Here is a 12,019-nt window from a genome sequence, read left to right as displayed (position 1 = left end):
CAAATTCACGGCTCCGGTGTCAGCGAAACGATGGAAAGGGCCCCGGCGACCCGGGCCGGCCTGCCCTACCAAATGATAAATCATGATAGCGACTCGCTTCTCCGTCGGCCTCCATATCCTCACCATCGTCGCCAGCGACCCCCCGGGCGGGGCGACCAGCCTGCGCCTCGCGGCCAGCATCGGCACCAACCCCGTGGTGGTGCGGCGCATCGCCGGGCAGCTCTCGCGGGCCGGGCTCATCACCGTGCAGCGTGGGCCGGGCGGGGCGATGCTCACCCGGCCGCCGGAGGCGATCAGCCTCAAGGATGTCTGGCGGGCCATCCACCCGGCGCCGGAGGCAATGCTGCGCGTGCACCGGCGGGGCCCGCAGGCCTGCCCGCTCGGCCAGCGCATCCCACCCCTGCTGCGCCGCCGCTTCGATCAGGCGGAAGCGGCGATGCTGGCCGATCTCGACCGGACCAGCCTCGCCGAGCTGGTGCAGGCAGCGCGGCAGGAGACGGCCGAGGCGGCGGACTAGGCTCGATCCAACCGCCTCAGCCGAGCAGCGCGTCGATGGCCTGGGCGAGGCGGAGGTCGCGGGCTGAAAGGCCGCCGGCGTCATGCGTGGTCAGCAGGATCTCCACCCGGTTCCAGACATTCGACCATTCCGGATGATGGTCCTGCGCCTCGGCCAGCAGGGCCACGCGGGCCATGAAGCCCCAGGCCTCGGAGAAATCGCGGAAGCGGAATTCGCGGCGGATGGCGTCCCGGCCGGCGACCGGCTGCCAGGCGGGCAGCGTGGCGGACAGGGCGGTGCGGGCAGCGGCGTCGAGCGGTTCGACCATGGATGTCATCTCCTGGCGGCTTGACCTGGGGGCGGCATGGGCTTCCGCTAGGGGGATGCGCCACAACACCCCGCCAAGCCTTGAGGATATCCTGGAGCTGGCCGAGCAGGCCCTCGCCGCCATGCCCGCCGTGCTGCGCGAACAGGTGCGCGGCACGGCGATCATCGTCGAGGACATGCCGGATGACGAGACGCTGGAGGAGATGGGGATCGAGGAGCCCTGGGAACTCACCGGCCTCTACCGCGGCGTGCCGCTGACGCAGAAGAGCGTGCTCGACACGCCGCGGGAGCCGGACACGATCCTGCTCTACCGGGAGCCGATCCTGCTGGAATGGATCGAGACGGGGGAGGATCTGTTCGGGCTGGTGCGGAACGTGCTGATCCATGAGATCGGGCACCATTTCGGCCTGTCGGATGCGGATATCGACCGGCTGGAGAAGGAGAATTAGGGCCTGATCGCCGAGGCGGGGACGGCGGCGCCAAGGGCCGCGGAAGCGGCGACGCGGGAGGCGATGCCGGCAATGGCCCAGCTGCCCTCCGGGCCGCGGGCCAGCAGCGGGGCACCGCTGCTGCCGCGGGTGCCGGCGCAATCATGCAGCAGCATCGCGCCGGGGCCGCCGGCGGAGAGGCCGAGCAGCCGGCAGCCGGTATCGGCGATGATCACCTCCGGCCGGTCCTGCTGGTAGCCGCCGAGCATCAGCGGCGCGCGGGGCGCGGGCGGGGCGGCGAGCAGGGGCAGGATGCGGTCGGGGGTGCCGAGGGGCGTGTCGAGGCTGAGGATCGCCCAGTCGGCCGCGGCGGGGCCGCCCTTCGACGGATCGAAGCCGGGGCCGATGCGGTAGGCGGTGGCGCGGGCATGACCGCGGGCGGTGCCGCGGACATAGCCGAGCAGGACATGGATGGTGCCGGGCTGGACCAGGGCGCGGCTGCGCGGGGCGACCAGGCAATGCGCGGCGGTCAGCATCAGGCGGGGGCCGATCAGCGCGCCGGTGCAGCGGCCGCCGACTTCGAGCTGGACGCGGCCGAGGGCGTGCCAGGGGCTCTCCTCCGGGTTGACGGGGCGGCGCGGGTCGACCTCTCCGATACCGGGGCGGAGCGCGGGTTGCGCCGTCGCGGGCCAGGCCAGCAGCGCGGCGACCAAGGCAGCCAGCAGGGCGGCGACGAGGCTGCGATTCTGTCCGGGACGGCGCGGCCCCATCCGGCTGCCCGTGACGGCCGGCCCGGTGGGGGTGTTGGCCGGCGGCGCCACGGAGGATGCGCCGGCCGGGCTCTCAGTGATGGGCCGGCCCGCGGGCGCCGGCGGCACCGACATGCAGCATCACCTGCGTCTCGCCCGCCCGCTCGAAGCGGAGGGTGAGCGGGACGTCGCTGCCCGCGGCCAGCGGCTGCGTCAGGCCGATCAGCATGACGTGGAAGCCGCCGGGCCGGAGAGTGACGGTGGCGCCGGGCGGGATGGGGATGCCGCCTTCGGCCTGACGCATGCGCATCACCTCGCCGTCGCGCATATGAGTGTGGAGTTCCACGCTGCGGGCGACGGGCGAGGCGGCGGAGAGCAGCCGGTCGGGCTGGGTGCCGGCATTGCGGATGGTCAGGAAGCCGGCGCCGGTGCCGTTCGCCCCGGCGGCGCGGGACCAGGGCTCGGTCACCTGGATGTCGCCGATGGTGACGGCGTCATTATGGGCGAGCGCCAGAGGGGTGAAAGCCGGAAGGGGGGCGAGGCAGGCCAGGGCCAGCAGGCTGCGGCGAAGGATGGGCATGGGGTTCTCCTGAATCCGGAATGGCATGGTGGGGGATCAGGAGAACCGGGGTGGGGCGCGAGCGCCACCGGGTGGGCCGCGGCGGCCGGACGGGAGCGAGGTCAGGAAGGCGGCGGCGACCGGCTGGCCGATGAGGCTCCATGACGGGGGCGGCAGGGATGGCGGGTCGAGCGCGGCGCCGGCCGGCAGGGCGTGGCAGGCGAGGCAGTCGCCGAGATGCGGCAGGACGGCGGGGTTGTCATCGGCCCGCTTCACGCCATCGGCGGTGCAGAGGGCGAGGGGCAGGCCGTGGCCGGCCATCGCCAGACCATGCGCCGGAGCGAGGATCGCCTGGAGCAACAGGGCGGCGATCAGCAGGAAGGGGGGCCGGCGTGTCACCGGCCGGACCCTAGACGGGGCCGCAAGGAAAGTCGATGCGGGTGCAGGCCGCCTCCCCGGCTCAGGCGGCCAGGGCGTATTCGACCTCGGGCACGTAGAAGGCCTGCTCCTTGCCGAGCAGGCTGGAATAGAGGGTGAAGCTCTCGACCGGCACGGGCGGGGCGCGGAAGAGGTTATGCGCCTGGACGAACTGTATAAGCTTGTCCGGCGCGGCACGGTCGGTGCGGGCCAGCGTCACATGCGGGGCGAAGCGCTTGCGCTCCGGCTCGAGGCCGACGCGCTGCAGGGCGGTCTCCACCTTGGCCTGGAGGAAGGCCAGTGCTTCGGTCTTCTCGACGCCGACCCAGAGGGCGCTGATGCGCCCGGCCTTTTCGAAGGTGCCGAGGCCGCGCAGAGACAGCTCGAAGGGACGGGCGCGGACATTGGCGAGGGCGTCGTCCACGTCCTGGGCCTGCCAGGATTCGACCTCGCCGATGAAGCGGAGGGTGAGGTGGTAGTTCTCCGGCGGGACCCAGCGGGCACCGGGGATGCCGCCTGAAAGCTCCGCGAGCTGGTCCTTGATGGCAGGCGGCAGGGCCAGGGCGACGAAGAGGCGGATCATCGGGAACACTCCTCAGCCAGGGGTGACTCGGTCCAGCAGGGCCTCGACCGCGGGCAGGATGCGGGCGACCAGGCGTTCCACGCCGCGGGGGTTGGGGTGGATGCCGTCCGCCTGGTTCAGGGCGGCGTCACCGGCGATGCCTTCGAGGAAGAAGGGGTCGAAGACGAGGCCGGGCCGCTCGCGCGCCAGGTCGTGGAAGACGGCCTGGAAATCCCGGCCATAATCGGCGCCGAGATTGGGCGGGGCGAGCATGCCGGAGAGCAGGACCGGGATGCGGCGGGCGGCCAGGCGGTCGAGGATGGCGGCGAGGTTGCGGCGGGTCTCGGCGGGGGGCAGGCCGCGCAGGCCGTCATTGCCGCCGAGTTCGACGATGGCCGCCTGCGGGTCGTCGGCAAGGGACCAATCAAGGCGGGCGAGGCCGCCGGCCGTGGTGTCGCCTGAGACGCCGCCGTCGAGCACCCGCACCTCGCGGCCACGGGCCTGAAGCGCCGCCTGGAGGCGCGGCACGAAGCCCTCGCCAGGGGGCAGACCGTAGCCGGCGGTCAGGCTGTCGCCGAGGGCGAGGAGGCGGACCGGACCGGCCGCCCTGGCCGGCACCGCACCCGTCCGTAATACTCCGATACCCGATAGCGCTAGGCCGATGGCGCTTCTGCGCCCATATCGGCTGGCATCCCGGAACCCGCATGGCACCATGGACACCATCGCAAGCCACTCCCGCTCCCTGACAGGCGACAAATCGGACGAATCGCTCATTGCCGCCAGGGGCCTCGCCTTCAAGGTGGCGGGGGCGGCCGGTGCGGTCAACATCCTCCGCGGGGTCGATCTCAGCATCGGGAAGGGCGAGGTGGTGGGGCTGGTCGGTCCCTCCGGCTCGGGCAAGACCTCGCTGCTGATGCTGCTGGCGGGGCTGGAGCGGCCGACTTCCGGCAGCCTCGTCGTCGCCGGGCGCGAGCCGGGGCGGATGGACGAGGATGCGCTGGCGCGCTTCCGGCGGGAGACCATCGGGATCGTGTTCCAGGCCTTCCACCTGATCCCGACCATGACCGCACTCGAGAATGTTGCGGTGCCGCTGGAGTTCGCCGGGCGGCGGGATGCCTTTCCCCGCGCGACCCAGGCTCTGCAGAATGTCGGGCTCGGGCACCGGCTGGGGCATTACCCGGGCGAGCTGTCGGGCGGCGAGCAGCAGCGGGTGGCGCTGGCGCGGGCGACGGTGGCCGAGCCGCCGCTGCTGCTGGCCGATGAGCCGACCGGCAATCTCGACCGCGGGACGGGGGCGCAGGTGATGGAGCTGCTGTTCGGGCTGCGCGCGCGGCTCGGCACGACGTTGCTGCTCATCACCCATGACCCGGTGCTGGCCGGGCGTTGCGACCGGGTGCTGCGGATGGAAGACGGGCTGATCCAGCCGGGCTGAACGGCGGCTGGGATGATGCGTTCGTGCGACGAACGGATGAGGAGGAGGCCGATGCGCGTTGTGATGCTGATGCTGGCGGCGCTCTCGCTGTCCGGCTGCGGGCTAGTGGCGCTGCCCTTCCGGGTGACGGGGGACGTTCTTTCGGTCGTGCCGGTGGTGGGCAAGCCGCTCGGGGCGCCGATCCATGCCGTGGGCGATGTGATCGACTAGCGCCCCGACGGGATTGCGTCGCGGTGTGGAGTCCGAGGAGGGCGGCGCCCTCCTCGACCGCGGTCCCTACAGACCTGCGCCGCGGCGGCGCTCGATCTCCCGCCAGCGGGCGACGTTGCGGTTGTGCTCCTCCAGCGTCCGGGCGAAGGCGTGGCCGCCGCTGCCATCGGCAACGAAGTAGAGGTCTTCCGTCGCAGCAGGGCGGGTGACGGCACGCAGCGCGGCGAGGCCGGGGGCGGCGATGGGGGCGGGCGGCAGGCCCCTTACCTTGTAGGTGTTGAACGGATGGTCGCGGTCGAGGTCGGCGCGGCTCAGCGGACGGTCGAGCGGGGCGCCGTCGGCGGCGGCATAGGCGACCGTCGGGTCCGATTGCAGCGGCATCCCCGCGCGGAGGCGGTTGAGGAAGACGGCGGCGACGCGCGGCCGCTCCTCCGCTACCGAGGTCTCGCGCTCGACGATGCTGGCGAGGACCAGCGCCTCGCGCGGCGTCGCCAGCGGCAGGTTGCCGGCACGGGCGGACCAGGCCTCGGACAACGCCTGGAGCATGGCCGATTCGGCGCGGCGGAGCAGGCCGGAGCGATCGTCGCCCCAGCTATAGGCATAGGTTTCCGGCAGGACGGCGCCCTCGGCGAAGGCGGGAAGTTCGCCGGTGAGGCCTTCGGTGCGGGTCAGGAGAGCGGCGATCTGGCGGGCGGTGAGGCCCTCGGGGATCGTCACCCGGCGCTGCACCGGGCGGGCAGTGCGGAGGATGTCGAGCACCTGCGCCATGGAGGCACCGGGCGGGAAGGCGAATTCGGCGGCGCGTAGTGGCCCGTCGCCCCGCGTCGCCAGGGTGGCGAGGGTGAAGAGGCGGGGCTCTTCGATCACCCCGGCGCGGCGGAGGGCGGCGGCAATGGCCTCCGTTCCGCCCCGAGGGATGACGAGCTGGGCCTGTTCAACCAGGGGGCCGGGGGATTGGAAGCGATGCCAGGCCCAGCCCGCGCCGGCTGCGGCGAGGAACGCCAGGGCGGCGAAGGCCGCCCCGGCGATGCGGAGGAAGCGCCTCAGGGCGCCGCGCGGAAGACGATGCTGGCGTTGGTGCCGCCGAAGCCGAAGCTGTTCGACAACGCCACGTCGATCTTCCGCTCCTGCGCCACCTTGGCGACCCGGTCGATCGGGCTGTCCTTCGAGGCCTTCTCTAGGTTCAGCGTCGGCGGGGCCACGCCGTCGCGGATGGCGAGGATGGAGAAGATGCCCTCCACCGCCCCGGCCGCGCCAAGCAGGTGGCCGATGGCGGACTTGGTCGAGGACATCGCCAGGCCGCGCGCGTCCTCGCCCCAGAGCCGCTCCACCGCGCCGAGTTCCAAGTCGTCGCCGAGCGGCGTCGAGGTGCCGTGGGCGTTGACGTACTGCACCTCGCTCGGGGCAACGCCGGCGCTCTTCAGCGCTGCGCGCATGGAGCGGAAGGCGCCGTCGCCGGTATCCGAGGGGGCGGTGATGTGGTGGGCATCGCCCGACATGCCGTAGCCGATGACCTCAGCATAGATCTTCGCGCCGCGCGTCTTCGCGTGCTCGTACTCCTCGAGCACGACGACGCCGGCGCCCTCGCCCATGACAAAGCCATCGCGGCCCTCGTCCCAGGGGCGGGAAGCCTCGGCCGGGGTGTCGTTGTAGCCGGTGGAGAGGGCGCGGGAGGCGCAGAAGCCGGCCATGCCGATCTCACTGACCGCGGCCTCGGCACCGCCGGCGACCATGACGTCGGCATCGCCGAAGGCGATCAGCCGGGCGGCATCGCCCAAGGCGTGCACGCCGGTGGCGCAGGCCGTCACCACCGCATGGTTCGGGCCCTTGAAGCCGTAGCGGATGGAGACGTGGCCGGAGGCGAGGTTGATCAGCGCGCTCGGGATGAAGAAGGGCGAGACCCGCTTGTGCTTGCCCTGGGCGATGAGCTGCGAGCTCTCGTAGATGGTGGTGAGGCCGCCGATGCCGGAGCCGATCATCACGCCGGTGGCGCAGCGGCCTTCCTCATCCTCCGGCATCCAGCCGGAATCCTCGACCGCCTCGACCGCCGCCACGACGGCGAGCTGGATGAAGCGGTCCATCTTCTTCTGGTCCTTGACCGGGATCCACTCGGCGAGGTCGAGCCCGCCTTCGGCCCTGGTGCCGACAGGGACCTGGCCGGCGACCTTGGCCGGCAGGTCCTTCACGTCGAAGGACTGGATGGCGGCGATGCCGCTCTGCCCCTCGATCAGGCGCTTCCAGACCCGCTCGACGCCGAGGCCAAGCGGGCTGGCGATGCCCATGCCGGTGACGACAACGCGCCGCGGCGCGGCAGCCTGTGCGAACACGCTACACCCTCTTCCCGGTCTCGGTCTTGGTCGTGGCGGAGAAGGGCCTTAGCCCTTCTGACCGTCGATATAGGCGATGGCGTCCTTCACCGTGGTGATCTTCTCGGCCGCATCGTCCGGGATCTCCACGCCGAAGGCCTCCTCGAAGGCCATCACCAGTTCGACGGTGTCGAGGCTGTCGGCGCCCAGGTCGTCGATGAAGGAGGCGTCCTCGGTCACCTTGGCCTCGTCCACGCCGAGGTGCTCGACGACAATCTTCTTAACCTTCTCGGCGGTCTCGCTCATCGCGTGCCAGTCTCCAAATCAACAGCCATGCCCCTGGCGTCGACCAGCCCGTGCCCGGAAGCGCGGCATGCCGCACGGGGGCGGGGGGTGGTTAACGCGGAACCCGGAGGGGGCGTAGGCGGTGTTGGCTGCGCTGGCAAGTCCCTTTGGTGGCTTCCGCGTGACCGGCGCGGATGACGCGGCGCAGCATCAGCGCGGCGGGGCGGCCAGCTGAGCGAGGCGGGCCACGCCCATCATCGCCTCGATCGCGGCCGAGGGCGAGATGAGGCAGGCGAGGCCGGCTGCGATCGCCAGATGCAGGTCGGCACCCTGGGCCAGCACGGCGTAGGGGGCGGCGAGCGCCGCTGCGCCGAGCAGCCACCAGGGCCCGTCGGGCCAGGGCCCGACCAGGGAGTCAGGGGAAAGTCGGGGCGGAGTGAGACGCACCATCGCTGCCTCGGCTGCTGCGGCTGAAGCGGGCCTGGCAGCCTCGGGTTGCGCCGGCGGCGGCGCAACAAAAAGCGATGGGCCGGGGCGAGAAGGCCGGAGGCTGGGGAGGGCCGGACCTTTCATGCCCGCAGCTAACTGGCGCCGGGGTGCGTTGCGGGGTTTAGTCTGTCCCGCAAGCAAGAATGGCCCTCTCCCGGGCCCCAGGAGGAAGCGGCATGGCGGTCTCACGCCGGGCGTACCTGATTGGCGGCGCAGCCGTGCTCGCGCCTGCACCGCTGCGCGCGCAACCGGGCCGGCCGATCCGCTTCGTCGTCGGCTTCCCGCCGGGCGGGTCCGGCGACTTGGTAGCGCGGGTGCTCGGCGAGGCGGTCGGGCGGGAGCTGGGCCAGGCGGTCGTCGTGGACAACAGGCCCGGCGCGGGCAGCAACATCGCCAGCGAATACGTGGCCCGCAGCGAGCCGGACGGCACGAGCCTGCTGATCGGCGGCAATTTCAGCCATGCGGTCAACCCGGCCCTCTATCGCCGCGTGCCCTTCGACCCCGTCGCCGACTTCACGCCGATCACCGAGATCGCCGACTACCCGACGATCATCACCGTCTCGCCCGCGACCGGCATCACCTCGCTGCGCGGGCTGATCGAGCGGGCGCGGGCCGAGCCGGGGCGCCTGGCCTATGCCACGCCGGGCAACGGCACCCCGTCGCATCTCGCAGGCGCCATGCTGGAGAAGGTGGCGGGCATCGAGCTGACGCATGTGCCCTTCCGCGGCGGCGCGCCGGCGCTGCAGGCGGTGCTGGCCGGCGACGTGCCGCTCACCATCGGCACCCCGCCCGTGGTGCTGCCCTTCATCCGCTCCGGGCAACTGCGGGGGCTGTCGCTGACCACCCGCCGCGCCTTCCCCATCATCCCCGAGGTGATCGGCACGGAGGAGGCCGGCCTGCCGGAGCTCGACATCGGGGGCTGGTGGGGGATGTGGGGGCCGGCGCGCCTGCCGGCGCCGATGGTGGCGCGCCTCTTCGAGGCGACGCGCCGCGCGCTGGGCCAGCAGGGCGTGGTGGCGAAGCTGGCCGGCGAGGGGCTGCAGGTCGTGACCTCCGCCTCGCCCGAGGAGTTCGGCGCCTTCATCCGGCGTGAAATCCCGTTCTGGGCCGGGGTCGTCAAGGCGGCGGGGGCGGTGGTCGACTAGAGCATGATCGCCGGAGGCGTGAATCATGCGATCAAACAAAAGGCCCCCTGCCCCGTTCAGATCATCGCCATGCCGCCGTTGACGTGGAGCGTCTGGCCGGTGACCCAGGCGGCCTCGGCGCTGGCGAGGTAGACGACGGCGGCGCCGATATCCTCGGGCGTGCCCATGCGGCCGGCGGGAATGCGCTCCAGCAGCTTGGTGCGTGCCGCTTCGGGAAGGGCGTCGGTCATCGCCGTCTTGACGAAGCCGGGGGCGACGACGTTCACCGTCACGCCGCGCGTCGCAACCTCCTGCGCCAGCGACTTGCTCATCCCGATGAGGCCGGCCTTGGCGGCGGCGTAGTTCGCCTGGCCGGCATTGCCGGTGACGCCGACGATGGAGGCGATGGAGACGAGGCGGCCGTGGCGGCGCTTCATCATTCCGCGCAACGCGGCGCGGGCGAGGCGGAAGGGGGCGGTCAGGTCCACCTCCAGCACCGCGGCCCAGTCGGCATCGCCCATCCGCAACGCCAGCATGTCGCGGGTGAAGCCGGCATTGTTCACCAGGATGTCGAGGCTGCCGAGCCTGGCTTCCACCTGCTCGACCAGCGCCGCGGGGGCGGCCGGATCGGCAAGGTCGGCGGGGGCGACAAGAACCCCCTCCCCGCCCAATTCGGCGGCGAGCGCCTCGAGTTCGGCGGCGCGACGGCCGGTGAGGGCCAGCTTCGCGCCCTGGGCATGGAGGGCGCGGGCGGTGGCGGCGCCGATGCCGCCCGTCGCGCCGGTGACGAGGGCGGTGCGGCCAGTCAGGTCGAACATGGTGGGGTTCCCGTCATGGGTTGAGGCCGCTCATGGGTTCAAGCCACGGGCGGCCGGGTCGAAGGAGGCGGCGGTCCTGAGGTCGAACCAGGCGGCGGCACTGGCCTCGCCGGTGCCGTCCAGCGCGAAATGGCGGCCGAGGCCGGGGATGTAGAGCTGGTCGATGAAGAGGTGCGGCGCTTCCCGGGCGACGACGAAGCGCTGGCCGCCGCCTTCCGCCGTCACGCCGGGGCCGGCATGGGCAGCGATCAGGATGCCGGGCTTCGGCCGGACGCGGACGATGATGTCGCAATCGGTCCAGGCCGGCGGCAGGGCGAGCTGCCGGCGGGCGGCCTCGATCAGAGTGATGCCGGCGGTGCGGGCGCGGGAGAGGAGCAGCACCATGCGGTCCTCCTCCATCCACCAGGGCGAGTTCAGCAGCGGCAGCAGCGCCTGACCACCGGTGCCGAGATAGCGGCGGGCGGCGAAGCGGTAGAGCATGTTGTCCTCCGCCAGCAGCACGCAGCGCTTGGCGATGAGGCCGCCATTGCGCTGGTAGGCGAAGCCGCCCGGCGCATCCGGGTCCGGGTCGCTGGCGAGGGTCTTGCGCGGGCCATGGGAGGCGTTGCGCCACTGGTAGCCTTCGGCTTCCATGCGGAGGGTGCTGTTGCGGTACCAGTCCTCGTTCACCGGAGTGGCGGGCATCGGGTGGGAATCCTCGCGGGTTTGTGCGACCCACGGTTGAACATGGCTGCCCCGATTGCGCGATTGAGTTCCGCGTGATCGAGGCGGCGAGGGTTCAGAGAGTTTTGAGGAAACCCTCGACCTCGGCGGGGTTGCCGATGGCGCTGGCCGTGGCGTCGGGCGCGTTGCGCTTCATCAGGCCGGTGAGCACCTTGCCGGCGCCAAGTTCGACGAAGCGGTCGCAGCCCATGGCCGCCATGCTGGCGACGCACTCCCGCCAGCGGACCGTGGCCGTCACCTGCTCGACCAGCAGGCGGCGGATCTCGACCGGATCGGTCGCCTTGGCGGCGGTGACATTGGCGATGACGGGCACGAGCGGCGCCTGGATCGCGGCCTCGGCCAGCGCCTCGGCCATCGCATCGGCGGCGGGGGCCATCAGCGCGCAATGGAAGGGGGCGGAGACGGGGAGCGGCAGGGCGCGCTTCACGCCATGGGAGGGCGCGGCGGCGATGGCACGTTCGACGGCCGCCTTGGCGCCGGAGATGACGACCTGTCCGCCGCCATTGTCGTTGGCGATCTGCACCACCTCATCCTCGCCGGTTTCGGGATCGGCCTTGGCGGCGTCGCAGATCGCCTGGGCCTGGGCCAGGTCGGCGCCGAGCAGCGCAGCCATGGCGCCGGTGCCGGGCGGGGTTGCCTTCTGCATCACCTCGCCACGGAGGCGGAGCAGGCGGGCGGCCGTCCCGAGGTCGAAGGCGCGGGCGGCGGTGAGCGCGCTGTACTCGCCCAGGGAATGGCCGGCGACGAGGGCGACGCGGGCGGGAAGCTCGAAGCCCCCCTCCCCTTCCAGCACGCGGAGCACGGCGACCGAATGGGCCATCAGCGCGGGCTGGGCGTTGGCGGTGAGGGTGAGTTCCTCCGCCGGCCCCTCGAACATCAGGCGGGAGAGGTGCTGCTTCAGCGCCTCGTCGACTTCCTGGAAGACCTCGCGGGCGACGGGGAAAGCGGCGGCGAGATCGCGGCCCATGCCGGGGGCCTGGCTGCCCTGGCCAGGGAAGACGAAGGCCATTGCCATGGGACGGTTTCCTCGGAGCGTGCGCGGTTGGCGGCGGGGCCTACCGGCCTGTCACACGCCTGTCAATCGCCGGAGGGAC

The 12,019-nt window shown here is 72.2% G+C and carries 18 protein-coding genes; 5 read left to right on the top strand and 13 right to left on the bottom strand.

The features are described from left to right. Positions 1-82: 82 nt before the first annotated feature. On the top strand, positions 83-517 hold the full coding sequence (locus JMJ56_RS00450; RefSeq protein ID WP_043362513.1) for an Rrf2 family transcriptional regulator: 435 nt from the start codon (positions 83-85) through the stop codon (positions 515-517). 16 nt (positions 518-533) lie between these two features. On the opposite strand, the gene JMJ56_RS00445 is transcribed toward JMJ56_RS00450, so the two are convergent. Continuing rightward, positions 534-824, bottom strand: coding sequence for a 4a-hydroxytetrahydrobiopterin dehydratase (locus JMJ56_RS00445; RefSeq protein WP_202829647.1), 291 nt, complete (start codon positions 822-824; stop codon positions 534-536). A gap of 55 nt (positions 825-879) precedes the next feature. Here JMJ56_RS00445 and JMJ56_RS00440 point away from each other — a divergent pair, with 55 nt between their 5' ends. Continuing rightward, positions 880-1,272: a metallopeptidase family protein gene (locus JMJ56_RS00440; protein WP_043362507.1), complete on the top strand. Its 393-nt coding sequence runs from the start codon at positions 880-882 to the stop codon at positions 1,270-1,272. Here JMJ56_RS00440 and JMJ56_RS00435 read toward each other — a convergent pair. The 5 genes from JMJ56_RS00435 to JMJ56_RS00415 form a co-directional block, all read right to left on the bottom strand. Beyond that, complete coding sequence (locus JMJ56_RS00435) at positions 1,269-2,135, bottom strand: trypsin-like serine peptidase (RefSeq protein WP_202829646.1); 867 nt, start codon at positions 2,133-2,135, stop codon at positions 1,269-1,271. The genes JMJ56_RS00440 and JMJ56_RS00435 overlap by 4 nt on opposite strands. Further along, positions 2,095-2,580: a copper chaperone PCu(A)C gene (locus JMJ56_RS00430; protein WP_202829645.1), complete on the bottom strand. Its 486-nt coding sequence runs from the start codon at positions 2,578-2,580 to the stop codon at positions 2,095-2,097. Before JMJ56_RS00430 ends, JMJ56_RS00435 begins: the two co-directional genes overlap by 41 nt. A 36-nt stretch (positions 2,581-2,616) precedes the next feature. Then, the gene (locus JMJ56_RS00425; RefSeq protein WP_202829644.1) at positions 2,617-2,958 is read right to left on the bottom strand and encodes a hypothetical protein; all 342 of its coding nucleotides are present in this window, start codon (positions 2,956-2,958) and stop codon (positions 2,617-2,619) included. A 61-nt stretch (positions 2,959-3,019) separates the two neighbouring features. Next, positions 3,020-3,559, bottom strand: coding sequence for an RNA 2',3'-cyclic phosphodiesterase (gene thpR / locus JMJ56_RS00420; RefSeq protein ID WP_202829643.1), 540 nt, complete (start codon positions 3,557-3,559; stop codon positions 3,020-3,022). Positions 3,560-3,571: 12 nt separating this feature from the next. Continuing rightward, positions 3,572-4,156, bottom strand: a complete 585-nt coding sequence (locus JMJ56_RS00415; protein WP_328702218.1) for an arylesterase — start codon at positions 4,154-4,156, stop codon at positions 3,572-3,574. Between the two features lie 94 nt (positions 4,157-4,250). Here JMJ56_RS00415 and JMJ56_RS00410 point away from each other — a divergent pair, with 94 nt between their 5' ends. Continuing rightward, on the top strand, positions 4,251-4,970 hold the full coding sequence (locus tag JMJ56_RS00410) for an ABC transporter ATP-binding protein (RefSeq protein ID WP_202829642.1): 720 nt from the start codon (positions 4,251-4,253) through the stop codon (positions 4,968-4,970). Between the two features lie 51 nt (positions 4,971-5,021). Then, complete coding sequence (locus JMJ56_RS00405; RefSeq protein WP_202829641.1) at positions 5,022-5,180, top strand: DUF6726 family protein; 159 nt, start codon at positions 5,022-5,024, stop codon at positions 5,178-5,180. Positions 5,181-5,246: 66 nt separating this feature from the next. On the opposite strand, the gene mltG is transcribed toward JMJ56_RS00405, so the two are convergent. The 4 genes from mltG to JMJ56_RS00385 all read right to left on the bottom strand — a co-directional run bounded on the left by mltG (position 5,247) and on the right by JMJ56_RS00385 (position 8,221). After that, entirely contained in the window at positions 5,247-6,185 is a 939-nt protein-coding gene (gene mltG / locus JMJ56_RS00400) for an endolytic transglycosylase MltG (RefSeq protein WP_268884937.1), read from the bottom strand. A gap of 38 nt (positions 6,186-6,223) precedes the next feature. Continuing rightward, on the bottom strand, positions 6,224-7,507 hold the full coding sequence (fabF, locus tag JMJ56_RS00395) for a beta-ketoacyl-ACP synthase II (RefSeq protein WP_328702216.1): 1,284 nt from the start codon (positions 7,505-7,507) through the stop codon (positions 6,224-6,226). A 48-nt stretch (positions 7,508-7,555) separates the two neighbouring features. After that, on the bottom strand, positions 7,556-7,792 hold the full coding sequence (locus tag JMJ56_RS00390; protein ID WP_043338033.1) for an acyl carrier protein: 237 nt from the start codon (positions 7,790-7,792) through the stop codon (positions 7,556-7,558). 189 nt (positions 7,793-7,981) lie between these two features. After that, the gene (locus tag JMJ56_RS00385; RefSeq protein ID WP_202829640.1) at positions 7,982-8,221 is read right to left on the bottom strand and encodes a hypothetical protein; all 240 of its coding nucleotides are present in this window, start codon (positions 8,219-8,221) and stop codon (positions 7,982-7,984) included. A gap of 215 nt (positions 8,222-8,436) precedes the next feature. Here JMJ56_RS00385 and JMJ56_RS00380 point away from each other — a divergent pair, with 215 nt between their 5' ends. Beyond that, entirely contained in the window at positions 8,437-9,405 is a 969-nt protein-coding gene (locus tag JMJ56_RS00380; protein WP_202829639.1) for a Bug family tripartite tricarboxylate transporter substrate binding protein, read from the top strand. 56 nt (positions 9,406-9,461) lie between these two features. Here JMJ56_RS00380 and fabG read toward each other — a convergent pair whose 3' ends face one another. The 3 genes from fabG to fabD form a co-directional block, all read right to left on the bottom strand. Continuing rightward, the gene (gene fabG / locus JMJ56_RS00375; protein WP_202829638.1) at positions 9,462-10,202 is read right to left on the bottom strand and encodes a 3-oxoacyl-[acyl-carrier-protein] reductase; all 741 of its coding nucleotides are present in this window, start codon (positions 10,200-10,202) and stop codon (positions 9,462-9,464) included. A gap of 30 nt (positions 10,203-10,232) precedes the next feature. Beyond that, positions 10,233-10,886: a hypothetical protein gene (locus tag JMJ56_RS00370; RefSeq protein WP_202829637.1), complete on the bottom strand. Its 654-nt coding sequence runs from the start codon at positions 10,884-10,886 to the stop codon at positions 10,233-10,235. 94 nt (positions 10,887-10,980) lie between these two features. Then, a complete protein-coding gene (gene fabD, locus JMJ56_RS00365) occupies positions 10,981-11,940 on the bottom strand; it encodes an ACP S-malonyltransferase (protein WP_202829636.1) in 960 nt (319 codons plus the stop codon). Positions 11,941-12,019: the final 79 nt, after the last annotated feature.

It is taken from the genome of Belnapia arida (assembly GCF_016773205.1).
Taxonomy (GTDB): domain Bacteria; phylum Pseudomonadota; class Alphaproteobacteria; order Acetobacterales; family Acetobacteraceae; genus Belnapia; species Belnapia arida.
This window is presented reverse-complemented; position numbering and strand designations above follow the sequence as displayed.

Coding starts and splice junctions, on each gene's coding strand:
- fabD (WP_202829636.1), bottom strand. CDS start 11,940: ATGGCAATGGCCTTCGTCTTCCCTGGCCAGGGCAGCCAGGCCCCCGGC.
- JMJ56_RS00410 (WP_202829642.1), top strand. CDS start 4,251: ATGGACACCATCGCAAGCCACTCCCGCTCCCTGACAGGCGACAAATCG.
- JMJ56_RS00435 (WP_202829646.1), bottom strand. CDS start 2,135: ATGTCGGTGCCGCCGGCGCCCGCGGGCCGGCCCATCACTGAGAGCCCG.
- JMJ56_RS00445 (WP_202829647.1), bottom strand. CDS start 824: ATGGTCGAACCGCTCGACGCCGCTGCCCGCACCGCCCTGTCCGCCACG.
- JMJ56_RS00370 (WP_202829637.1), bottom strand. CDS start 10,886: ATGCCCGCCACTCCGGTGAACGAGGACTGGTACCGCAACAGCACCCTC.
- JMJ56_RS00405 (WP_202829641.1), top strand. CDS start 5,022: ATGCGCGTTGTGATGCTGATGCTGGCGGCGCTCTCGCTGTCCGGCTGC.
- JMJ56_RS00390 (WP_043338033.1), bottom strand. CDS start 7,792: ATGAGCGAGACCGCCGAGAAGGTTAAGAAGATTGTCGTCGAGCACCTC.
- thpR (WP_202829643.1), bottom strand. CDS start 3,559: ATGATCCGCCTCTTCGTCGCCCTGGCCCTGCCGCCTGCCATCAAGGAC.
- fabG (WP_202829638.1), bottom strand. CDS start 10,202: ATGTTCGACCTGACTGGCCGCACCGCCCTCGTCACCGGCGCGACGGGC.
- JMJ56_RS00385 (WP_202829640.1), bottom strand. CDS start 8,221: ATGGTGCGTCTCACTCCGCCCCGACTTTCCCCTGACTCCCTGGTCGGG.
- JMJ56_RS00380 (WP_202829639.1), top strand. CDS start 8,437: ATGGCGGTCTCACGCCGGGCGTACCTGATTGGCGGCGCAGCCGTGCTC.
- JMJ56_RS00440 (WP_043362507.1), top strand. CDS start 880: ATGCGCCACAACACCCCGCCAAGCCTTGAGGATATCCTGGAGCTGGCC.
- JMJ56_RS00430 (WP_202829645.1), bottom strand. CDS start 2,580: ATGCCCATCCTTCGCCGCAGCCTGCTGGCCCTGGCCTGCCTCGCCCCC.
- JMJ56_RS00450 (WP_043362513.1), top strand. CDS start 83: ATGATAGCGACTCGCTTCTCCGTCGGCCTCCATATCCTCACCATCGTC.